The sequence below is a fragment of the Citrobacter sp. CK199 genome (assembly GCF_030333285.1).
GTDB lineage: Bacteria > Pseudomonadota > Gammaproteobacteria > Enterobacterales > Enterobacteriaceae > Citrobacter_B > Citrobacter_B koseri.
In genome coordinates, this window is the sequence record NZ_JAOWGF010000024.1 from 972,752 (window position 1) to 995,169 (window position 22,418).

16 protein-coding genes and 1 tRNA gene are annotated in these 22,418 nt (G+C 50.8%); 8 read left to right on the forward strand and 9 right to left on the reverse strand.

Annotation, left to right across the window (positions count from 1 at the left end; all coding sequences use genetic code 11):
* Nucleotides 1-127: 127 nt before the first annotated feature.
* The 3 genes from fadJ to OGX75_RS08660 all read right to left on the reverse strand — a co-directional run bounded on the left by fadJ (nt 128) and on the right by OGX75_RS08660 (nt 4,046).
* A complete protein-coding gene (gene fadJ, locus OGX75_RS08650; RefSeq protein ID WP_286451182.1) occupies nt 128-2,275 on the reverse strand; it encodes a fatty acid oxidation complex subunit alpha FadJ in 2,148 nt (715 codons plus the stop codon).
* Nucleotides 2,275-3,585 carry an acetyl-CoA C-acyltransferase FadI gene (gene fadI / locus OGX75_RS08655; RefSeq protein ID WP_286451181.1) on the reverse strand — a complete coding sequence of 437 codons (1,311 nt, stop codon included), beginning with the start codon at nt 3,583-3,585 and terminating at the stop codon, nt 2,275-2,277. Before fadI ends, fadJ begins: the two co-directional genes overlap by 1 nt.
* 176 nt (nt 3,586-3,761) lie before the next feature.
* Nucleotides 3,762-4,046 carry a YfcZ/YiiS family protein gene (locus OGX75_RS08660; protein ID WP_024130148.1) on the reverse strand — a complete coding sequence of 95 codons (285 nt, stop codon included), beginning with the start codon at nt 4,044-4,046 and terminating at the stop codon, nt 3,762-3,764.
* Nucleotides 4,047-4,417: 371 nt separating this feature from the next.
* Between OGX75_RS08660 and fadL the strand changes: the two genes are divergently transcribed.
* Nucleotides 4,418-5,767: a long-chain fatty acid transporter FadL gene (gene fadL, locus OGX75_RS08665; protein WP_024130146.1), complete on the forward strand. Its 1,350-nt coding sequence runs from the start codon at nt 4,418-4,420 to the stop codon at nt 5,765-5,767.
* A gap of 62 nt (nt 5,768-5,829) precedes the next feature.
* Here fadL and mlaA read toward each other — a convergent pair whose 3' ends face one another.
* Nucleotides 5,830-6,585, reverse strand: coding sequence for a phospholipid-binding lipoprotein MlaA (mlaA, locus tag OGX75_RS08670; RefSeq protein WP_024130145.1), 756 nt, complete (start codon nt 6,583-6,585; stop codon nt 5,830-5,832).
* Between the two features lie 288 nt (nt 6,586-6,873).
* Here mlaA and OGX75_RS08675 point away from each other — a divergent pair, with 288 nt between their 5' ends.
* Complete coding sequence (locus tag OGX75_RS08675; protein WP_012131426.1) at nt 6,874-7,806, forward strand: formate/nitrite transporter family protein; 933 nt, start codon at nt 6,874-6,876, stop codon at nt 7,804-7,806.
* A gap of 75 nt (nt 7,807-7,881) precedes the next feature.
* Nucleotides 7,882-7,956 (forward strand) — tRNA-Arg (locus OGX75_RS08680).
* A gap of 171 nt (nt 7,957-8,127) precedes the next feature.
* On the opposite strand, the gene OGX75_RS08685 is transcribed toward OGX75_RS08680, so the two are convergent.
* On the reverse strand, nt 8,128-9,732 hold the full coding sequence (locus OGX75_RS08685) for an MFS transporter (RefSeq protein ID WP_115181327.1): 1,605 nt from the start codon (nt 9,730-9,732) through the stop codon (nt 8,128-8,130).
* Nucleotides 9,733-10,360: 628 nt separating this feature from the next.
* Between OGX75_RS08685 and OGX75_RS08690 the strand changes: the two genes are divergently transcribed.
* A complete protein-coding gene (locus OGX75_RS08690) occupies nt 10,361-11,785 on the forward strand; it encodes a glucose/sorbosone family PQQ-dependent dehydrogenase (RefSeq protein ID WP_200074400.1) in 1,425 nt (474 codons plus the stop codon).
* Between the two features lie 42 nt (nt 11,786-11,827).
* Here OGX75_RS08690 and OGX75_RS08695 read toward each other — a convergent pair whose 3' ends face one another.
* The 3 genes from OGX75_RS08695 to gap all read right to left on the reverse strand — a co-directional run bounded on the left by OGX75_RS08695 (nt 11,828) and on the right by gap (nt 17,316).
* Nucleotides 11,828-13,390 (reverse strand): sensor domain-containing diguanylate cyclase, encoded by a 1,563-nt coding sequence (locus OGX75_RS08695; protein ID WP_286451180.1) that lies wholly within the window; start codon nt 13,388-13,390, stop codon nt 11,828-11,830.
* Nucleotides 13,387-15,930 (reverse strand): oxygen-sensing cyclic-di-GMP phosphodiesterase DosP, encoded by a 2,544-nt coding sequence (dosP, locus tag OGX75_RS08700; protein ID WP_286451179.1) that lies wholly within the window; start codon nt 15,928-15,930, stop codon nt 13,387-13,389. Before dosP ends, OGX75_RS08695 begins: the two co-directional genes overlap by 4 nt.
* 384 nt (nt 15,931-16,314) lie before the next feature.
* Entirely contained in the window at nt 16,315-17,316 is a 1,002-nt protein-coding gene (gene gap, locus OGX75_RS08705) for a type I glyceraldehyde-3-phosphate dehydrogenase (RefSeq protein WP_286451178.1), read from the reverse strand.
* 182 nt (nt 17,317-17,498) lie between these two features.
* Here gap and OGX75_RS08710 point away from each other — a divergent pair, with 182 nt between their 5' ends.
* The gene (locus tag OGX75_RS08710; protein WP_071818848.1) at nt 17,499-17,840 is read left to right on the forward strand and encodes a helix-turn-helix transcriptional regulator; all 342 of its coding nucleotides are present in this window, start codon (nt 17,499-17,501) and stop codon (nt 17,838-17,840) included.
* 211 nt (nt 17,841-18,051) lie between these two features.
* On the opposite strand, the gene OGX75_RS08715 is transcribed toward OGX75_RS08710, so the two are convergent.
* Complete coding sequence (locus OGX75_RS08715) at nt 18,052-18,954, reverse strand: LysR family transcriptional regulator (RefSeq protein ID WP_012131418.1); 903 nt, start codon at nt 18,952-18,954, stop codon at nt 18,052-18,054.
* Between the two features lie 525 nt (nt 18,955-19,479).
* On the opposite strand from OGX75_RS08715, the gene OGX75_RS08720 reads away from it, so the two are divergent.
* The 3 genes from OGX75_RS08720 to OGX75_RS08730 all read left to right on the forward strand — a co-directional run bounded on the left by OGX75_RS08720 (nt 19,480) and on the right by OGX75_RS08730 (nt 22,396).
* A complete protein-coding gene (locus tag OGX75_RS08720; protein WP_012131416.1) occupies nt 19,480-20,160 on the forward strand; it encodes a hydrolase in 681 nt (226 codons plus the stop codon).
* Between the two features lie 65 nt (nt 20,161-20,225).
* Nucleotides 20,226-20,504 carry a XapX domain-containing protein gene (locus tag OGX75_RS08725; RefSeq protein ID WP_012131415.1) on the forward strand — a complete coding sequence of 93 codons (279 nt, stop codon included), beginning with the start codon at nt 20,226-20,228 and terminating at the stop codon, nt 20,502-20,504.
* Entirely contained in the window at nt 20,501-22,396 is a 1,896-nt protein-coding gene (locus OGX75_RS08730; RefSeq protein ID WP_012131414.1) for an amidohydrolase, read from the forward strand. Before OGX75_RS08725 ends, OGX75_RS08730 begins: the two co-directional genes overlap by 4 nt.
* The last annotated feature ends 22 nt before the right edge of the window (nt 22,397-22,418 follow it).

Here is a 22,418-nt window from a genome sequence, read left to right on the forward strand (position 1 = left end):
GCATTGTGCCTTATCCATTCACCGAATGAAACGCTGTTTTTTACCTCAATGGCGTAAGTATAGTCAATCTTTGTTTACAAATTGACCACCACACAGTCATTCGGTGCGGTCTCGTCCTGATATGACCTTATTCCTTCAGGTCTGTTTCCCCACTGTTCCAGAAACGTTCACCGCGTTCAGCCATCCGCAATAAGCGCTCGCACGGGGTAAACCGGTCGCCATACTGCGTAGCCAGTCGTTGCAGAACCGCAACCACTTCACCCGCGCCGAGAGTGTCCATATAACGGAACGGGCCGCCAAGAAACGGCGGAAAACCAATACCAAATACCGCGCCGATGTCGCCATCACGCGCGCTGCGGATCACCTTCTCATCAAAGCAGCGCGCCGCTTCATTGAGCATTAACATCACGCACCGCTCAGCCATTTGCTGCGCAGAAAGTCGGCTCTGCCCTTGCGTACCAATAAGCCTATAAATTGCAGGGTCGACCTGTTTTTTGCTTTTACGCCCTTTCACGCCATAAAGATAGAAACCGCGACCATTTTTTCTGCCTTTGCGATCGTCATTCAAAATTGAGGCAACAACGTTTGCAGGCGCGCTAAAACGTTCGCCGTAAGCGGCCTCCAGTACAGGTATAATTTTAGTGCCTGTATCGATGCCAACCTCATCCAAAAGTTGGATTGGCCCGACCGGAAAACCAAACTTGACCAGCGCGGCATCGATCGCTTCGACGCGTTCGCCTTCGGTCAGCAGCCGTATTGCTTCGTTGATATACGGGGCAAGAATACGATTAACGTAGAACCCGGCTTTATCGCTGACCACAATCGGCGTTTTGCCCTGTTTTTTCGCCAGCTTAACGGTCGTGGCGATCGACTGCGCGGAGGTTGTCGCATGAGGAATGACCTCCACCAACGGCATTTTTTCTACCGGGCTAAAGAAGTGCAAACCAATCACCTGCTCAGGCCTGGCCGCGTTAGCCGCGATGTCGCCGATGGGTAAAGATGAGGTGTTGGAGGCAAAAATGGTGTGAGGAGCGCAGTTTTGCTCGACTTCCGCCACCATCTGCTGTTTTAACGCCAGATCTTCAAACACCGCTTCAATAACCAGATCCCGATGCGAGAAGCCGCGGTAATCCGTTGAGCTGGAGATTAGCGCCAGCTGTTTGTCGCGTTCGCCCGCTTTGATATGGCGGCGGCGAACTTTGGTTTCAAGCTGATCCCAGCTGTACTTCAGCGCGTGGTTGATGCCTTTAGCATTAATATCTTTGATGCGAACCGGCAAGCCGCCTTTACAGGCCGTCACGTAAGCAATACCGCCGCCCATCAGACCTCCGCCCAGCACGCCTACGCTGGCTAACGGGCCAGGCTGCGCGTCGCTCCCCGGATCTTTTTTCACTTCGGTGCTGGCAAAAAAGATATTCCGCAACGCCTGCGACTGCGGCGTCATCGCCAGTTCGCCAAACGCCCGCGCTTCCGCGTCGTATCCGCTGCTGCTTCCCTGCGCCAGCCCGGTTTCAATCACCTCAAGGATTCGCTCTGTCGCCGGGTAATTACCCTGCGTTTTCTGCCCGGTTTTTTTACTGACCATGCGAAACAGCAGCGTGCGCCCAAGCGGCCCCGCCAGAATACGTTCACGCACCGGTAAATTCCGCTGAGCGGAACGCCCTTTAATCGCCAGTTCCACAGCGGCCTCAAGCAAGATGGCATGCGGCACGACTTCGTCCACCAGGCCAACCCTGAGCGCTTGTTTTGGCCGTAACTGCTTACCGGTGAGGATCATGTCCAGCGCTGTACTCACCCCAACCAGGCGCGGTAATCGCTGCGTACCGCCAGACCCTGGCAGCAGCCCCAGTTGCACTTCCGGCAGGCCCAGCGCGGTTTTCGCATCATCAGTACAAATGCGCCGATGGCAAGCCAGCGCCATCTCTAACCCACCGCCGAGACACGCGCCGTGAATGGCGGCGACAACCGGAACAGACAGCGCCTGAATTTCAGCCATTATCTGCTGGCCCTGACGCGCCAGCGTTTCAGCTTCCTGCGCGCTTTTGCAGTTGCCGATCATGTTGATATCCGCCCCCGCGATAAAGTTATCCGGCTTCGCAGAAATAAAAACCACACCGCGCAGCGCCTTGTTTTCCCGAATCTGTTTCAGGATGGCGCGAACCTGCGTCGCGAACTCCGCCTTCAGGGTATTCATTTTCTCACCGGGGACATCAATAGAGACGACCGCGACGTTATCCAGACGCACGTTAAGCGTGAAAGCCGATGTCATGTCCATTATTCCGCCTCCAGAACCATTGCCGCCCCTAAACCCCCCGCAGCACACGCGGTCACCAGGCCAAAACCGCCTCCCCGACGGCGTAGCTCATGCAGGGTTTGCGTGATCATCCGCGCCCCCGTTGCGGCAAACGGATGTCCATAGGCAATCGACCCGCCGAGGACGTTAAACTTACTGTCATCCACTTCTCCGGTCGCATGCGCCCTGCCCAGCACGTCGCGGGCAAAACGCTCACTGCCAAGCAGTTGAATGTTAGCCAGCGTCTGAGCGGCAAAGGCTTCATGCATATCAATTAACGAGAGATCGGCCAGCGTTAATCCGGCCCGCTCCAGCGCCAGCGGCGTCGACCAGGCCGGGCCCAGCAGCATGTCCTGCCAGACGTCAATTGCGGTAAACGCATAGCTACGCAGATAGCCCAACGGCGCCAGGCCAAGTTCTTTAGCGCGAGACTCCGTCATCAGGATGACGGCTGCCGCGCCATCCGTCAGCGGCGTACTGTTCGCCGCCGTGACCGTCCCATGTTGTCGATCAAACGCGGGGCGCAGCTTCGCATAATCTGCCAGAGTAGAGTTGCCACGAATATTATTATCTTCAGAAAAAGGCTCTTTATACGGCGGCGCATATGTCGTCATTACCTCATCCGCCAGTTTACCTTCAGCCCAGGCCTGTGCGGCACATTGATGGGAACGATGCGCCAGCGCATCCTGCTGCTCACGCGTAATGCCATAGGTTTTCGCCATTTGCTCGGCCGTATCGCCCATCCGCAGCCCGGTGGAATATTCAGCGACCGCGGGCGGAACAGGCATCAGGTCTCGCAGACGCAGGCGGGAAAAGAGTTTGAGTTTTTGCCCGGTCGTGCGGGCTTTATTGACGTCCACCAGTATACGCGCCAACTTTTTGCTGACGCCAATGGGTAACACGGAAGAGGAGTCCGCGCCGCCAGCAATCCCCGCGCGAATCGTCCCCGCCATCAGGCTTTCCGCAACATTCGCTACCGCCTGAAAACTGGTCGCGCACGCCCGGCTTACGCTGTAGGCATCGGTGTGAACATTCATCCCCGTACCCAGCACAATTTCCCGGGCGATGTTGGGAGCTTCAGGCATTTGCACCACCTGGCCAAAAACCAGTTGCTCAATAACCTCGGCAGGTATTTCACTGCGCGCCAGCAATTCCCCAACAACCATTTTTCCCAACTCAACAGCAGGAATGCCATGAAAAGCGGTGGCCTGACGAGCAAACGGCGTACGTAATCCGCTTACAATGGCGATACGATCGCCCTGGCGGGTAACCAGTGGTAAAGCCTGACTCATAACATTCCCCTGTAAAAAATAAAATAAGTGGTCTGACCTGATCACAGTCTTAACCAATTTTTTACATTTCGCCAAGCGGAGACGCCAGAAAGTGAGAGCTAAGACACAGAGGATAGTAACAGAGGGTTACGAAAATGCCCCTGCCAGAATTTGACAGGGGCATTCAAAGAAGGGGATTAACGCAGACCCAGCTGGAAGATCAGCGTTTCAGCTTCGCAGGCGAAGACAAAGTCGATGTCCAGACGCACGCCTTCAGCTTCTTCGGTAAAGGTGGATGTAATCTGGCAAGGTTCAGATTCCACACCACGCGCTTTTTCTGTCAGAGCCGCCAGCGTTTCTTCGGCCTGCGCGCGGTTTTCAAACACACGGCTGTAGGACGCGGTGCAATCGGAGTTGTCCATAATGGTGCCAACATCCATACAGCAGCAAACCGGGGTTTCATCAGCACTGCATTTACTCATTGTAGATTTCCTCTGTATTTGCACTCAAGGTGCCAGATAAATATTGAGGATATTTTACGCTCGTGGAAAAAGGCTCTCCAGTCGTTAATGACGCAAAATGGGATAAGTGACCGAAATCACACTTAAAAATGATCTAAAACAAAAATCGCCCAATCGAGTGAGTGCGCCAGGCCTCAAATTTGCCAGCTGGATCGCGTTTCTACGATCACAATTGAAAAATATTATAAACATACTTGCAACATTCCAGCTGGTCAGACCTATACTCACGCCACTGGTCTGATTTCTCTGTCGTACCTCAGACCCTACACTTCGCGCTCCTGTTACGGCATGTAACATAGTTTGTATAAAAATAAATCGATGAGGTTATGGTCATGAGCCAGAAAACCCTGTTTACAAAGTCTGCTCTCGCAGTCGCAGTGGCAATCGTCTCCACACAGGCCTGGTCTGCAGGCTTTCAGTTAAACGAATTTTCTTCCTCTGGCCTTGGCCGGGCTTATTCGGGTGAAGGCGCTATCGCAGATGATGCCGGTAACGTTAGCCGCAACCCGGCGTTAATTATGATGTTCGATCGCCCCACCTTCTCTGCGGGTGCGGTGTATATCGATCCAGATGTCAATGTGACCGGCCGCTCTAACTTAACCGGGCAAAATGCCAACGCGAATAATATTGCGCCAACAGCGTGGGTTCCTAACCTGCACTTCGTTGCGCCGATCAACGATCAGTTCGGTTGGGGGGCATCCATTACCTCCAACTATGGCCTCGCCACCGAATTCAATAAAGATTATTCAGCCGGTATCTATGGCGGTAAAACAGACCTGCAAACGGTGAACCTGAACCTCAGCGGCGCCTATCGCCTGAATAATAGCTGGAGCTTCGGGGTTGGTTTTGATGCGGTTTACGCGAAGGCTAAAATTGAGCGCTATGCGGGTTCCCTCGGTCCGGTGCTTTCACAACAGCTGGTTGGACAAGGCGTCCCCTCTCAGTGGACGGATGGCATTAACTCCCCTGACTCCCAGATCGCCCACCTGAAGGGTGATGAGTGGGGATTCGGCTGGAACGCAGGCATCCTGTATGAACTCGACAAGGATAACCGTTGGGGCCTGACCTACCGCTCTGAAGTGAAAATCGACTTCGAAGGCGATTACAAAAGCTCCATTAACCCAAATCTGAACAATATTTTCGCCAGTATGGGGCTTTCAAGCCTGCCATACGGCACTGGCGGCGCAACACAGAATGGTTCCTTAACCCTGAACCTGCCTGAAATGTGGGAAATCTCCGGTTATAACCGCGTCGCGCCGCAATGGGCTATCCACTATAGCCTGACTTATACCAGCTGGAGCCAGTTCCAGGAGTTAAAAGCCAAAGGCGACGACGGCCAGACGCTCTTCTATAAAGATGAAAGCTTTAAGGATGCGTACCGTATCGCGTTGGGTACGACCTACTACTACGATAAGAACTGGACTTTCCGTACCGGTATCGCGTATGACGATAGCCCGGTTCCGGCAAACAAACGTTCCATTTCTATTCCCGATCAGGACCGTCTGTGGCTGAGCGCGGGTGCAACTTACGCCTTCAATGAAGATGCTTCTATTGACGTTGGCGCATCTTATATGCACGGCCAGAACGTGAAATTTACCGAAGGGGAAGGCCCGGCAGCTTACTCCTTCAAGTCTGACGGTAAAGCCTGGTTGTTCGGTACGAACTTTAACTACGCATTCTGATTTTCATCAGACGTAAAAAAAGGTGAGTCTTTTGACTCACCTTTTTTATTGGCCTCGTGTGGTTATTCAGAATCAATCTCTTTGAGATCGTCCTGAATCGCCTGGGCATTCGGGTTTTCCTGCGGTTTAAGCTTCCCGCCGTTAGCGATGAAGTCATGACGCTGGAAGTATGCTTCACGCACCAGAATATACGGGTCGGAAGACTGACGCAGCAGACCATCGGAATCCAGCAGTTGCGCGCGGGTTTCAATTCCTTCAATGGTCCATTTACCGATCGACATCGGCCAGGTGAGCCAGGAAAGTACCGGATAAAGGGTATCGGCCATATCACCGCCATCTTCACGCAGCGTGAAGCTGCCATAGAACGGAAGTTGCACGTAGGGGCCATACCCCACACCGTAATGGCCTAACGTACTGCCGAAACGGTGCGGTTCAACACGCTGTAGTTTTGGATTCGCCATCCCCGCAACATCAATAAAGCCCCCCATCCCCAAAATACTATTCAGGAAGAAGCGGGTGAAGTGCACCATGCCCTGATAGGGATCGCCCTGCAGGAAATAGTTCACCATAATCGCAGGCTCTTCGAGGTTGCTGGTAAAATTACTCAAACCATTTCTGGCAGGCTGCGGAACATAATCACGCCAGGCGACAGCGACCGGTCGAACGACATACGGGTCCAACACGTTAAAGTTGAAGTTGTACATGGTGCGGTTAAATCCTTCGAGCGGATCTGAACGCCCCTGCTGTTCTGTACCGGAGCTTGCACATCCCACCAGCAGTGTGCTCCCCAGCGCAAGCGCCGACAGGCGAAGCTTCATAAATGTCTCCCTGTTGATTATGGCTATCGCTGATTGCCATCCATGACGGAACGAGACCGTATCCGCCTGTTTAGGTGTGAGCGATTGTAACAGCACGTCAAATGATGTCTATATACTGATTCTTGTTGATTTGATCATAGCCTGTAACTCTGGCTCATGGCGGGTTTCATTCTAACCGGGCGGGTAAAAACGCGCGTCGCCTTTTTTGCGATTTCAGAGTTTGCCCTGCCTTCAGTCGGATAAAAGCCACTACGCTTTAGACAAATGTGTTCATCACGAGGTCTCACAATGGATAAATTCAGCGAAGAGAAAATTGATCAACACAGTGACGAACTCGAAGTCGAAAGCGAAGAAAAACAACGCGGGAAAAAGATAGAGGTCGACGAGGATCGCCTCCCCTCACGCGCGATGGCGATTCACGAACATATCCGCCAGGACGGCGAAAAAGAGCTGGAGCGTGACGCTATGGCGCTGCTGTGGTCAGCCATTGCCGCAGGGCTCTCAATGGGCGCCTCGCTACTGGCGAAAGGTATTTTTCACGTACAGCTGGACGGCGTCCCCGGCAGTTTTTTACTTGAGAATCTGGGTTATACCTTTGGTTTTATCATCGTCATCATGGCGCGCCAGCAGTTGTTTACTGAAAATACCGTCACCGCCGTTCTGCCGGTGATGCAAAACCCGACGATGGGCAACGCGGGTCTGCTGATGCGGCTCTGGAGCGTGGTGTTACTGGGCAACGTAGTCGGTACTGGCATCGCCGCATGGGCTTTTGAATATATGCCTATATTTGACGAAGAAACGCGTGATGCGTTTGTCAAAATCGGCATGGATGTGATGAAAAACAGCCCTGGCGAGATGTTTGCCAATGCCATTATCTCCGGCTGGATCATTGCCACAATGGTATGGATGTTTCCCGCTGCCGGCGCCGCAAAAATCGTGGTGATCATTCTGATGACCTGGCTTATCGCCCTCGCTGACACGACCCATATCGTCGTGGGTTCGGTTGAAATCCTCTATCTGGTGTTTAACGGCACGCTGCACTGGAGCGACTTTTTCTGGCCCTTTGCTTTGCCCACGCTGGCGGGGAATATCTGCGGCGGTACATTCATCTTCGCGCTTATGAGCCATGCGCAGATCCGTAATGATATGAGCGCCAGACGCAAAGAAGAGGCCAGGCTGCGTGCCGGAAAGAAGGCGGAAAAGCAGAAAAAACAGTCCTGAATGGCGACTGTTTGAGCAGTCAGGCGGCGATATACTTACTGTGCAGGGTAAAAAACGCTATACTCGTGCCGCCTCGTCTCCTTAGTTAAATGGATATAACGAGCCCCTCCTAAGGGCTAGTTGCAGGTTCGATTCCTGCAGGGGACACCATACATACCTCTCCTGACGTCTGCCGGGTTCAGTAAAACCACCACAATCAGCCATCGTCTTGTGATTTTGCATTTCTACATTGCCACGCGGCAGACAGGATGATGCGTGATTCAGTCCTGCCGCCCCACAACGTTCTATTATTCACCAGACGGTATAAGCTGACGCTTATTCTTATTCCTCTTGTATGACAAAAGATTCCGCTACACTCGCAGAAAAATAGTGTGTTGCTTTTTTATTCAGAATGATGTCATCCAGCTGCTGCTGTATTTGTCTGTCATCGACAGTCGCTCTGTCGTGCTGACGCAGATGTTCAGCCAATGACGACACCATGAATGTTTCAATAAATTCATTGGATTTCTCAGGAACCACAAACAGTCCCCAGGCGTAACCGCCATCCCTTAACCGGATATTTTTTAACTTTTTCATCAAACTGATAAATTGGCCATTCTTTTCAGCATCGACATGATAATAAACAGACACCAGCATCGGACCGGTATGGCCGGTAATATCATTAAGACCGTCCTCAGCAAGGCTAAAGTGATCTGAATGCTGCAAGTTAATATTGTCATGGTCAATTTTTACCTTTAATACGCATAACCAGACAACGACAATACCGATTGCGGCAGAAAGTAATGCTGTGGTTACTGACGTATGCGAGGCAATTTGTCCCCAGACCAGAGAACCGAATGCCATTGACCCGGAAAATACGGTCAGGTATAAGGCCAGCCCTCTTGCGCGAACCCAGTCCGGGAGCGCTGTCTGGGCTGATATCATGAGCGTTGACAAGGTAATAATCCAGCTGAAACCAGCCACAATACTGGCGAAAATAGCGGCATATTGAGATGCTGCTCCGGCGAATATCAGCAATACGGCAGCAGTACCGAATGTTCCTGAGGTAATAAGAGCGCCGGCACTGAGTCGCTTACGCAGCGCGGGCAAACTGAATGCGCCACAGACAGCGCCGATCCCGATACTGGTTGTTAACACGCCATATAATGTTGCATCTCCCTGAAGTGAAAGTCTCACCACCAACGGGAGCATTGCCCAATACGCGCTGGCAAAAACAAAGAAGCTGGCAGCCTTTATTATTGTTCTCATTAATTCCGGGCTGTAACGGGCATAACGCAAACCTGAAACCATTGCGGCAACAACAGATTCAGCCGGAAGACTCCCGTTCGTTTTTTCTTCTCCTTTCCACCACCATACCGCAGCAATAATCGCAATAAAACTCAACGCATTCAGAAGAAAAGGAAGATAAAGACCGACCTGTGAAATCAAAATACCGGCCAGCGCGGGCCCGATCGCCCGGCTGATGTTAATACCCATACTATTTAACGCAATCCCGGATTTTAATTCATGAGGTTCAACAATAGCAGGTACAATGGCCTGCCATGCCGGGCCTAAAAACGCGGCGCCGGATCCGAGAATAAACGTGATGAATAATAACCATCCGATACTGACAACATTAAAATAGACGATAATTGCGAGCAGAGATGCGGCACACAGCATCATAATATTAACAAGAATAAGTAACTTTCTCTTGTCGAAAATATCCGCAATGGCCCCCGCCGGTAACGCCAGCAAGAATACGGGCAGCGTGGTCATTGCCTGAATAGCGGCAATCATGACAGGGTCCGGGCTTAAATTGGTCATCAACCAACCGGCGCCAACATCATTCATCCAGGTCCCGATATTGGAAAAGAGTGTGGCTATCCATAACATGAAGAAAACACGGTTACGTAAAGGTGACCATGCTGATGAATGTTGTTCTGCCATATAAATATGCCCTCCAGCTTAAGATGACCGGTAATCATTTACTTGTCACAGGTATCAACAATATCGTAATCAAAATACAAAACAGGAAAAGAAGATTTATGGGGAATATTTAGATACAGTCCCTTATCTCATGACATTACCTTTTATAAAAATAAATAACAAGAATTAAAATCCGCGTTCAGACAATACCATCTCCGGTAGAAATGTGCCTGATAATCCTTAAATAAAGTGTTATCACTGAAAAATAGAGACTATTCATGGACATCACTCTCATTATAGAACACAACCACATAAGCCAGTGGGTGAAAATCAACATTAACAACACATGTCGGACAGTGAATTTCAAAAAATGAGACAATAAATTCATATCGCGATATTGTGAGAAGCCAACAAATGAACCTCTAACAACTGCCAGAGAAAAACATTCAGCACAAACAACACGTTAAACAACACTCCAATGCCAACACACACAAATCGACTTATTCCACCTTATCGCAACAGATTCATTTTTAATAAATTATCGGCTTCTGGCGCAACTTGATAAATTACCTCTCAAGGACAATAGTTGTTACATCTTTGAAAATTTCGACATCCGTCGAAATTATTTATCATATACAGGAACACAATGATGAATAATAAAATAAAGCGCATCAGTCAGGCTGTTACGTTAGCCCTTGCCATATCTGGCGTTAGTTATGCCGCAACCTCATCACAGGCCGCAAATTCAAAACAAACCGAGATACAAGCCTCAGAACCTTTTTCCGCGCATGTCCTCATTAGCGGGCTTGATGCCCCGTGGGATATGGTGTGGGGGCCGGATGATTATTTATGGGTAACCGAACGTAAAGCCGCTTCTATCGATCGTATCAACCCGAAAACCGGTGAGAAAAAAGTCGCCATTACGCTGAGCGGGGTTCATACCGGGCCGCAGCATGAAGGCGTTCTGGGCCTGGCGTTGTCACCGAGCTTCATGAAACCGGGTGGCGATAATTATGTTTATACGGCCTATACCTATATGAACGGCGACAAGGAACACGCCAAAATCGTTCGCCTGGAATATGACGAAAAAACCCAGAAGCTGGGTAATGAAAAAGAGATCCTGGCTGGATTCCCGGCGGGCAATGACCATAACGGTGGACGCCTGCGCTTTGGCCCGGACGGGAAGTTGTATTATACCATCGGTGAACAAGGGCATAACCAGGGCGCGAATTTCTGTAAACCTATCGAAGCTCAGCGTATTCCCACTGAGGATGAACTGAAGAATAAAGACTATGCCGCCTATGCCGGTAAAGTGCTGCGTCTGAATACCGATGGCTCCATTCCAGATGATAACCCCGTTATTAAAGGGATCAAAAGCCACCTGTTTACTTACGGACACCGTAACCCTCAGGGACTGGTATTTATTGGCGATACCCTTTACGCATCCGAACAAGGGCCATCCTCCGATGACGAGCTGAATATCCTCGAACCCGGCGGCAACTATGGCTGGCCACACGTTGCCGGTTTCCAGGACGATCAGGCTTACGTTTATGCCAACTACTCTGAAGCGGCGAATTGCCCGTCTCTGACCTGGGACCCTAACCATATTCCGGCAGGCGTTCCTGTCCAGAAAGAAACAGAGTGGAAAGCCGCAGACTTTAAAGCGCCGATTAAAACGTTCTTTACGGTCAAAGAAGGCTTTACCTATAACGACGCCAGCTGCGGCCCGGATTCTTCATATATCTGCTGGCCGACAATTGCGCCATCCAGCGTGGCATACTACCCGGAAAACGGCGTAATTAAAGGCTGGCGAAACTCGGTGATTATCAGCTCCATGAAAAATGGCGCGCTGTACCGTGTTCTGCTGAATGCCGATAAGAAAGATGTCCAGGGTGACGTCGCGAAATATTTCCACACGGCAAACCGTTACCGCATGGTGCTGGTGAGCCCGGACACCCGTAAAATCTACGTGGCGACGGATAACTTTGGTAATGTGATGGATGAATCCAACCATCCAACGCATAATCTGAGTAACCCAGGTTCTATTATCGTCTTTGAATACACGGGCAAATAATTCAATAACAGGCGAATACGAATAAGGTATTCGCCTGCTTTTTTATCCTGCGACCACCTGGTTTCTGCCCGCCTGTTTCGCCTGGTACATCAATTCATCAGCCCGTTTCAGCGCCTGAGAGACAGAGGCAACGCCCGACGGCCACACCGTCACGCCAAGAGAAATGGTGATATGCCCTACCGTCTCTATCTTTGCGGCGGCGACCTCTTTTCTCAGCCGCTCCGCAATATCCGCCGCAGCCTCTACCGACGTCTCCGGGAAAAACATCATAAACTCCTCTCCTCCCATACGGCAGGCGGTATCATTTTTACGACAGCTTCGCTTCAGCAGCTGCGCCAGCGCTTTTAACGTAACATCGCCAATGTCATGACCAAACGTGTCGTTGACGGCTTTGAAGCGATCGATATCCAGAGAAATCACCGCAAACTGTCGCTGCTGATGTTCGTATTCAGCCAGCAGTTTCTCTGCCGCCCGTCGGTTGACCAGGCCGGTAAGCGGGTCAGTGCTGGCCTGATCGTTCAGCCATTTCATTTTCTCCCGGATTAATTCCATTCCCTGAAGCAACGCGCGCCTGAGTCGGGAGGCTTCGATATACCATGATCGAACGTTTCGTACTTTTTCTGCGGACTCATCGCTGTCCATCGAAATGGCGTGATCCGCCAGTTGACGCAATGGTCTGACGATTTCATTCCCCAGCCACCAGAGAATAAACAACCCCACAATACCCAGCGGTACAACGCCGCGTATCATTTGCCACATGAGCCCATCAAGCGCAGTAAGGGTTTTATCTTTTGGTTTTTGCGCCACAACGCCCCAGCCCGAGGTGTTTATACTGGCATACCCCGCCAGCATTTCCACGCCACGGGAGTTTGTCACCTCCATCGCGCCGCTCAGCCCTTGCTCCACGGCTTTCACTGCGGCATTGCCTTCCTCTTTTTCCCCTCTGCGGGCCGGATCGGGGTGATATAAGAGCTGGTCATTTTTATCAACGACATAAATATAGCTGTCATCATTGCGGAAATGATTAGAAATGAGCGCAGAAAGAACGTTGCTTCTTTGCAGATAAATCGCGCCGCCAATAAAACCGAGGTATTTCCCCTGCGCATTCCTGACGGGATGTGAAATATACACCACCAGATTACCGGACAGTGAATTGTAGGCGCTGCTGACCGTCGGCTGCATTTCTTTGAGAGCCTCGACGCCGCCTGGCGTGGTCAGCATTTTCCCCTTCAGGTTCAGGGATTCAGGCAGCACGCCAATAATTTTGCCTTTTTCATCCACCAGCGTAACGGAATCAAAACCAAAATCTCGCCGCTGCATCCTCATCATTTCACCAGCGATAATGCTCTCATCATCGAAATGCTGACCGATGACGCTCGCACTGTATTCCAGACGCTCCATGAAAACCGCCAGATACAAATCAATAGTGGAAGCAATCCTCTCCGCATATGCCTGGTTTTCACTGAGTTCATTCTCAATGAGTACCTGCTTCTGGACACGCCAGGCTGAATAGAAACTATTGAAAAGAGTAAGGAGGGTCATCAGAAACGCAAAAGCAATAATAAGCAGACGCAAATTCAGCATCTGTAACAGTTTTTTCTTCATGATTGTGCATCCTGCAAGGGTGAACGGTAAGCCTCTAGCCATACCGGTAACGTATTCGCCGACAATGGTCGGGAAAAAAGAAATCCCTGAAGTACGGAACAGCCCATTTTTCTCAGTTGCTGATGCTGATGGGTATTTTCCACACCTTCCGCCACAACCGTCAGGTCGAGGTTATGCCCAATACTAACAACCGCTTCGACAAGCGCATTGACGCGACGATCGCGGGCGAACCGGTCAATGAAGCTTTTATCAATTTTGACCTCAGTCACCGGCAGATACGCCAGGCTGGCCAGACTGGAAAAGCCGGTGCCAAAATCATCCATTGAGACCCCCGCGCCCATCGAGCGAATCTCCCTGACCCGCGCAAGCATCTCGTCCGTCAGTTCCATCATGGCGCTTTCCGTAATTTCAATGGTCAGGATATTGCCGGGCAGCTGATATTCATTCAGCAGGTCGGCGATATAACGGGGTAAATCAGGCTTACGGAAGTTATGGGCAGACAGGTTTACAGATACCGCCGACACATTCGTGCCCTTTTCCCGCCATTCAAAAAGCTGTCGGCAGACTTCACGTAGCGCCCAGAGGCCGATATGCTCTATCTCTCCCGTCTCTTCAGCCAGAGGAATAAACGTCCCTGGAGAGATGTCGCCGGCGTGCGGATCGTGCCATCGGGTCAGCGCTTCAAAACCGTATACCTGCCCGTCCGCAGCCCTGATCTGAGGCTGATATTCCAGCCGCAAATGCCCCTCCGTAATCGCATTTCGCAGCGCCATGCCCAGTTTCAGACGTTGCATGACGACCTGATTCAGTTCCGGGTTAAAAAACTGATAACTTCCACCGCTTTCGCGTACCCGCTCCATCGCGCTCTCGGCGTGGGCCAGCAGCGTTTCCCTGTCGCCGCCAATGGAATGGCTGATCCCAATACAGGCTTTAAGCTCGAAGGTCTGCCCGGCGGCGCTCATTTCAGCGCCAACAATATGCTGCATAAGCTCAGCCAGGTGTGAGGCCTCATCAACACGACAGGCGCTCGCCACCACAACAAACTGCGCGCCACCCACCCGGCTGATAAAGTGATGCGGCCCGAACCTCTCCTGCAAGCGGTTAGCCAGCGTGATAATCACCTGGTCGCCAGCGGAATACCCCAGTGACTCATTCACCTTACGAAAACGGTTAATATCGAGGAAAAACACGGCGAGTTCCGGTTCATTACCCGACAGCAGTTTATCCAGATGGTGATAGAGATACTGACGATTGGGCAGCCCCGTAAGGGCATCGAACCGAACCAGCCGGTCGATTTGCTGGCGACCTTCCTCCCGCTCAATCGCCAGAGCGCAAAGATGAACGCTGGCATCGGCAATGCGAACCAGAAATGTATCCGGCTCATTCTGTGTCCTGAAATAAAAAGCAAACGTCCCTGCCACGGAACCATCTCGACGTTTTACAGGGTATGTCCAGCATGCCCGAAAACCATGAGGCAACATCTGATGTTTATAGGGAGCCCATAGAGGATCGGTGCTGATATCCTGAACCATGACGGGCTCGCCACGCGCAGCACAAGTACCGCAGCTTGCCACGCCTTCACCGACGGCCACGCCATCCCAGTATTCACCATATTCTTTTGGAAAACCGGGAGCTGCCCACGGGCGCATCCGGTTATCGACGATCCGGCATACCGAGACCAGTACGCCTGGCGCAATATTTCCAATTCGCTGGCAGATGTAATCACCCGTTTCCTGGAAAGTCATCCGGCTGGTCAGCGCGGCCAGTACATCCCGTTCCAGATTACGAATATTACGTTCTTCCGTAATATCAACGAAGGTTACGACAAGGTTACGGGTCTGGCGGTGGTCACGCTCATTGAGGACAGGGTTTACCGAAACCCGGCTCCAGACTTCCCTGCCGTTTCTGGTCGCGGTGAGGAGTTCTTCCTGAAACCAGCGACTTCCCCGCAGATGTTCTTCCACACGTTTTAGCGCGTCATCGCTGTTTCCTGAAGACAGCAGGAAATCAGGGAATACCTGGTTCATGGCCTCGTCTGCGCCATATCCAAACATGCTGGTGAACGCACGGTTGGTCTGGACAATACGACGTTGTTCATCCAGAACAACCACGGCTCTGTCCGTGTTATTGACGGCAAGCAACAACAGACGGTTTTGCTCGCGCCTGGCCACCTCTTTGCTGACGTCCCGGGCGGCGGCCATGTAGTGGATGCGGCCATCCACATCTATTTTGGAGAGCGAAAAGCTGGTCCAGACCTGCGTGCCGTCTTTTCGTTCCAGTTGAAGTTCACGATTCATCCCGACAACCCGGGAATTTCCCCCGTCGCGGTGATGGTGGACATAATCCCCATGAACATGCTTCAGAGGCCCGGGAATTAATATATTCATATCCCGGCCAAGCACTTCATCCCTGGAATAGCCCCACAATTTCTCTGCGGCTTCGTTAAAGAACAGAACCCGGTTACGCTCGTCGACGAGGACAACCGCCATGAACGTCTGCTCAAGAGCAGGAAACAGAATATTGTCAGCCGCAGCTTTCATTTTCAGATAACTCCTCAACAGATAATGCCTGACTGACGGAAAGTCACATTATCCTGAACAATTGTCCCTGCAAACCACAGCCTCAGGCAGGCCGATACATGGTGATGACGTCACCTGCCGCGCTTCGCTATTCAAACCCTGTAGGAAAAGTCTACTGAAGCAAACGGATTACTTCCACTCAGCGGTATAAAATATGTCACGCTTATCATGCCTGCTATTCCTTTTCTGCCCGGTTCCTTTTCTTACGCAGTACGAAGCCATGTTTGCCGTTTTCATTACCTGAACGACAGCGCACATCAACAATAAAAATCCGACATAACCTAAATTTATATCACCATTTAAAAACCCCCGCATTTTTGTGCAGGGGTTTCTTTTCAACAAAAATCAGAGGGAAATATACTTCTTCAATACTCTGACCAACTGGGTCACAAACCCGTATTCATTATCATACCAGGCGACCGTTTTGACCAGTTGCACGCCATCAAATTCGGTCACTTCCGTTTGGGTCGCATCAAAAACGGAACCAAAATGGATGCCAATAATATCAGACGATACAATTGGCTCATCCGTATAGCCAAATGACTCATTATCAACTGTTGCATTTCTCAGCGCGTTATTGACCTCTTCAACGGTGACGGTCTTATTCAGGACGGTCACTAACTCCGTCACTGAACCCGTTTTTACCGGAATACGCTGGGCATGACCTTTCAGTTTCCCGTTAAGTTCAGGAATAACAAGACCAATCGCTTTGGCCGCCCCCGTCGTATGCGGGATAATATTTTCCGCCGCAGCACGAGAAGCCCTGAAGTCTTTACCTCGGGGACCATCCACCAGAACCTGGGTGCCGGTATAAGCATGTACCGTCGTCATCGTGCCGACGTTAATACCAAAGGCGTCATTCAGGGCTTTTGCCACCGGCGCCAGACAGTTTGTCGTACAGGACGCAACGGAAATAATGTTATCAGCAGAAGTGAGCGTTTCATCATTCACATGATAAACGATGGTCTTCATATCGCCAGCAGGCGCGGAGATAAGCACTTTTTTCGCTCCGGCTTCAATATGGGCATTCGCTTTTTCTGCTGAGGTATAAAAACCGGTACATTCCACAACAACATCAATACCCAGGCTACCCCAGGGGATATCACCCGCATTTTTCTCAGCAAATACTTTGATGACTTTACCATTGACGATAATTGAACCGTCAGCATGGGAAACCGTGCCGTTAAAGGGACCATAGTTTGAATCATATTTCAGTAAATAAGCCAAAACATCCGGCGAGGTAAGATCGTTTATAGCGACAATTTCCACATTCAGTTCGGTTTCCAGAATCCGGCGTAATACCAGTCTACCGATACGACCGAAACCATTGATGCCAATTCTTTTCATATTCAATCCTCAAAATAAAAGCGCTCATAAGACACTACCAACATACACAACAAGGTTGCCGATGCTGTATAATTTTATTGCTGGTTATCATCAAAAAAACTGCACAATAAAGTTCGATATAAGCATTATGATTATGATACGTTGATACATAATCAATAACCGAAAATGGCAGATGTATTATCATGTACAAAAGTGTGCTCGACGTTCTACTTGAATGGCTCCACAACAATACAGACAAACCATTACGAATTACTGACATAGCCGCGAGATCTGGATATTCGCCCTGGCACCTCCAGAGAATATTCAAGTCGCATACCGGCGTAACCCTTGGTCAGTATGTGACAGAGTTAAAATTAAATAAGGCCTTTGAACTTTTATCGACAACCAGGACACCGATAATGGATGTGTCCTTTATCGTAGGTTTTTCCAGTCAGCAAGCCTTTTCAAGACGATTCCATCAATACTTTGGGAAAACGCCAGGACAAGTCAGACGCGATATGACAGAAAAAAGAGAACGCGTTTAATTTCAACCGAACATCAGGCAAGCATAATTTTAAAGAGCAACGAACATCTTATCCCTTCTGGAATACCAGGGATTACATCGCTTTGATGATCATATGATAGTTATCAGCGTCGGCTTGACACGGCCATTTTATGTCACTGCCTGAGCCCATCAATACTCAAATAACATATTCACTATCCTGATTTAGTTGACAACATCAGCCCCTACATCACTCATGTTTTTTTAATCGGGTCGACGATGCCGGCAATTCTTTCGGCCAGAAATGGCAATAAGATCCGGGTCACTGCGCTGCGCTGGCGATGTTTTGGATACAGCGCGCTGATCGTCAGCGGAGGCGGCGAGTAATCAGACAATATCTGCACTAAAGCGCCTTGTTGCAGCGAGTCTTCAACGATAAAAAGCGGCAAAAGCGCAATACCGGCCCCCGCTTCTGCGGCCTCGCGGATCACGTCCCCGTTATTACTGCTCAGATTGCCTCTGACGGCATACGTATTCGGTGAATTTTCCTCCGTCAATTTCCAGCCGAATTGCCCCTCCCGACCATACAAAAGGCAGCTATGCTGCGCCAGTTCAGAAGGCGCCAGAGGCGTACCGTGCAAACGGAGATAATCCGGGCTGGCGCAAATCACCATCGGTAATTTACCCAGACAGCGAGCAATTAAGGTAGAGTCCATCAGGTTCCCGATGCGCAAAACCATATCGTAGCCTTCGCCCACCACATCAACATATCTGTCATTCATATCAATATGAACGGTAAGTTCTGGATGCGCCGCCTGAAATTCAACAATCAGAGGGGCAAGTCGCCTGATGCCGTATGTCATCGGCAGGCTAATCCTGAATGACCCGGCCAGTTTTTGCTGCCGGGCGGAGATAACCTGCTCGGCTTCATGAACCTCTTCCAGAATGCGCCGGGCATGATGAAAAAAAGCCTGGCCGGTATCCGTAACGGACAACTTTCGGGTATTTCGCACCAGTAATCGGGCTGAAACTTTTTTCTCCAGCGCGGCCATTCTTCTGCTGACAAATTGTTTGGATAGACTCAGGTGTTCGGCTGCTGCTGTAAAACTTCCCATATTTACGATGGTTACAAAAATTCGAATATCTTCTAAATGCATTACTGTCACCAGATACGGGACGTATGATTGTCCTGTTATGAATACAGTCCCTATAATAGTTTACCGGTGGTGAAATCGTAAACCCCATGAGTCATGACAAGGAACAATATTTAATAAATAATAAGTTTCCAAAAGTTTTCTTAAACATGTTGTATAAAATTCTTAAACAAGACATGAGAAAAATATGATTGTCACATTTTAAAAGACAGTGAGTAATGTTTTTGAACATTGATGTTAGCCATAAAACTTCTAAACTGAGTCTGTCGTCACATTCTGACCGACAGCTCAAAATGATGGTAAAGATATTCCCCTGTCATTAATCAGATGACGGATGGATAACAAATAAAAAGGAAGAGTACGCGGATAAGGAACGAACATTGCTGACAGCACGTATACCGTAACATGAAATAAGTGCAACGGGAAAATGTTGAACGTCAGGAAGGAATAACACGGCATTATTCTCTTCGGGAATGCGCATTTCTAATCATGTTGTGCTTACACTATATTAGTTCAGGAGAAAGTGATATGTCTCATTACCTTGATGTCCTCACCCCGCAGAACAGTCAACTGATTTTTATCGACCAGCAACCCCAGATGGCCTTCGGGGTACAATCTATTGACCGTCAGGTACTGAAAAACAACGTTGTTGGCCTGGCCAAAGCGGCAAAACTGTTTAATATCCCCACCACCATCACGACCGTAGAAACCGAAAGTTTTTCCGGTAACACCTATCCCGAACTCCTGGCCGTTTTCCCGGAAAACAACATCCTGGAACGTACTTCAATGAACTCATGGGACGATCAGAACGTTCGTGATGCGCTGGCGGCGAATGGTCGTAAGAAAGTGATTGTTTCCGGTCTGTGGACGGAAGTCTGTAACACCACGTTTGCCCTGTGTGCAGTCAAAGACGCGGATTATCAAATCTATATGGTGGTTGATGCTTCCGGCGGCACCTCCGTTGATGCACACAAATACGCTATCGATCGTATGGTTCAGGCAGGCATCGTGCCGGTAACCTGGCAGCAGGTCATTCTTGAGTGGCAGCGCGACTGGGCCCGTAAAGAGACCTACAACGGCATTATGGATATCGTGCGTGAACACTCCGGCGCCTACGGCATGGGCGTCGATTATGCCTATACTATGGTTCATAAAGCGCCTGAGCGCGTACAACACGGCGAACGTATCGGCCCAAACCCGGCTAAATAACACCTCCAACTGATTTACGGCAGGCGTAATGCACCACGCATTGCGCCTGTCCTGATGAGGTCCGCATGAAAATGTATATCCTTTCTCTGGGTGCCGGACTTCTTGTCGGCATTATTTACAGTTTGCTGAATGTCCGCTCCCCCGCCCCACCGCTGATAGCCCTCCTTGGCTTGCTGGGAATGCTGGTCGGCGAACAAGTTATTCCGGTAGGCAAACAACTTCTGTCCGGCACAGCCTTTTCTTCGGCCTGTACCAAAACACATGCCATCAGCCATATCTTCGGGCAGCTCCCCGGCCGCCAGGCAGCTGAAGACAGTCATTCCTCAGAGGAGAAACGCTCATGACACAACATGTTGTCGCAGACGTTATTCTGCATCATGGTCTGTTTACCACTCTCGATAAAAGCAACCCAACCGCCAGCGCCGTCGCAGTCAAAGACGGGAAGTTTCTCGCGGTTGGCGGCGACGCTGAAATTATGGCCTTCGCGGGTCCGGCAACCAAAGTCGTCGACCTGAAAGGCAAACGGGTATTACCCGGGCTGATTGATAACCATACGCACGTAGTACGCGGCGGGCTTAATTACAATATGGAGCTTCGCTGGGATGGCGTACGTTCGCTGGCTGACGCGATGGATATGTTGCGTCGGCAGGTAGCCATCACCCCGGCACCGCAGTGGGTTCGCGTGGTTGGCGGTTTTACTGAACATCAGTTTGTGGAAAAGCGTCTGCCAACCATCGAAGAGATCAACGCCATTGCGCCGGACACCCCGGTGTTTCTGCTGCATCTCTATGACCGTGCGCTCCTGAACGCCGCGGCCTTGCGTGCCGTCGGGTATACAAAAGAGACGCCGGAACCACCCGGAGGCGAGATAACCCGTGATGCGAAAGGCAATCCTACCGGATTATTACTGGCGCGCCCCAACGCGGGCATCCTTTATGCCACGCTGGCCAAAGGCCCCAAACTGCCGTTTGACTACCAGGTTAACTCCACCCGCCATTTCATGCGTGAGCTGAATCGTCTGGGCGTAACCGGTGTCATCGACGCCGGTGGCGGATTCCAGAATTACCCCGATGACTACGCCGTTATTCAGAAACTTGCAGATGAAAATCTGATGACCGTGCGCCTGGCCTATAACCTCTTCACGCAAAAACCCCAGGAAGAGAAAGAGGATTTCCTCAACTGGACCCGCTCCGTCACCTACAAACAGGGTAACGACTACTTCCGCCATAACGGCGCCGGTGAAATGCTGGTATTTTCGGCGGCGGATTTCGAAGACTTCCGCCAGCCGCGACCGGATATGCCGCCGGAAATGGAAGGCGAGCTGGAAGAAGTGGTTCGCATTCTGGCGGAAAACCGCTGGCCCTGGCGCCTGCATGCCACCTATGACGAGACCATTTCTCGCGCCCTCGATGTTTTTGAGAAGGTCAATCAGGATATCCCGCTTGAAGGGATTAACTGGTTCTTCGACCACGCCGAAACAATTTCTGAGCGTTCAATCGATCGTATCGCGGCGTTAGGCGGCGGTATTGCGGTTCAGCACCGTATGGCATATCAGGGCGAATATTTCGTTGAGCGTTACGGTGCCGGCGCTGCGGAAGCCACGCCGCCTATTGCCCGTATGCTGGAAAAAGGGGTGAAAGTGTCCGCCGGTACGGATGCCACCCGCGTAGCATCCTATAACCCGTGGGTCTCTCTCGCCTGGATGATCACCGGGAAAACCGTGGGAGGCATGCAGCTTTATCCGCGTCGTAACTGTCTGGATCGGGAAACAGCGCTCCGAATGTGGACGGAGAACGTCACCTGGTTCTCCAATGAAGAAGGTAAAAAAGGCCGTATTCAGGCCGGTCAGTTCGCTGACCTCATTGTGCCGGACAAAGACTTTTTTGCCTGCGCCGAGGATGAGATCTCCTTCCTGTCTTCAGAATTAACGATGGTGGGCGGAAAAATCGTCTGGGGGGCGGGTCCTTTCGAATCCCTGGATGACAATCCTGTCCCACCCGCGATGCCGGACTGGTCGCCAACGCGCACCTTCAAAGGCTACGCCGCATGGGGAGAGCCAGAAGGCGCGGGGAAAAACTCGCTTGCCGTACGACAAATGGCGATGGCCTCCTGCGGTTGCTCTCACGGCTGCGGCCTGCACGGGCACGATCATGCTGGCGCATGGACATCCAGCCTGCCGGTATCGGACCTGAAAGGGTTCTTTGGCGCGCTTGGCTGCTCCTGCTGGGCAGTCTGACCGTGGAACCTGACATGACATT

Bases quoted from the DNA above. Each gene is read 5' to 3' on its own strand.
- fadJ (WP_286451182.1), bottom strand. From the start codon at position 2,275: ATGGACATGACATCGGCTTTCACGCTTAACGTGCGTCTGGATAACGTC.
- fadI (WP_286451181.1), bottom strand. From the start codon at position 3,585: ATGAGTCAGGCTTTACCACTGGTTACCCGCCAGGGCGATCGTATCGCC.
- OGX75_RS08660 (WP_024130148.1), bottom strand. From the start codon at position 4,046: ATGAGTAAATGCAGTGCTGATGAAACCCCGGTTTGCTGCTGTATGGAT.
- fadL (WP_024130146.1), top strand. From the start codon at position 4,418: ATGAGCCAGAAAACCCTGTTTACAAAGTCTGCTCTCGCAGTCGCAGTG.
- mlaA (WP_024130145.1), bottom strand. From the start codon at position 6,585: ATGAAGCTTCGCCTGTCGGCGCTTGCGCTGGGGAGCACACTGCTGGTG.
- OGX75_RS08675 (WP_012131426.1), top strand. From the start codon at position 6,874: ATGGATAAATTCAGCGAAGAGAAAATTGATCAACACAGTGACGAACTC.
- OGX75_RS08685 (WP_115181327.1), bottom strand. From the start codon at position 9,732: ATGGCAGAACAACATTCATCAGCATGGTCACCTTTACGTAACCGTGTT.
- OGX75_RS08690 (WP_200074400.1), top strand. From the start codon at position 10,361: ATGAATAATAAAATAAAGCGCATCAGTCAGGCTGTTACGTTAGCCCTT.
- OGX75_RS08695 (WP_286451180.1), bottom strand. From the start codon at position 13,390: ATGAAGAAAAAACTGTTACAGATGCTGAATTTGCGTCTGCTTATTATT.
- dosP (WP_286451179.1), bottom strand. From the start codon at position 15,930: ATGAAAGCTGCGGCTGACAATATTCTGTTTCCTGCTCTTGAGCAGACG.
- gap (WP_286451178.1), bottom strand. From the start codon at position 17,316: ATGAAAAGAATTGGCATCAATGGTTTCGGTCGTATCGGTAGACTGGTA.
- OGX75_RS08710 (WP_071818848.1), top strand. From the start codon at position 17,499: ATGTACAAAAGTGTGCTCGACGTTCTACTTGAATGGCTCCACAACAAT.
- OGX75_RS08715 (WP_012131418.1), bottom strand. From the start codon at position 18,954: ATGCATTTAGAAGATATTCGAATTTTTGTAACCATCGTAAATATGGGA.
- OGX75_RS08720 (WP_012131416.1), top strand. From the start codon at position 19,480: ATGTCTCATTACCTTGATGTCCTCACCCCGCAGAACAGTCAACTGATT.
- OGX75_RS08725 (WP_012131415.1), top strand. From the start codon at position 20,226: ATGAAAATGTATATCCTTTCTCTGGGTGCCGGACTTCTTGTCGGCATT.
- OGX75_RS08730 (WP_012131414.1), top strand. From the start codon at position 20,501: ATGACACAACATGTTGTCGCAGACGTTATTCTGCATCATGGTCTGTTT.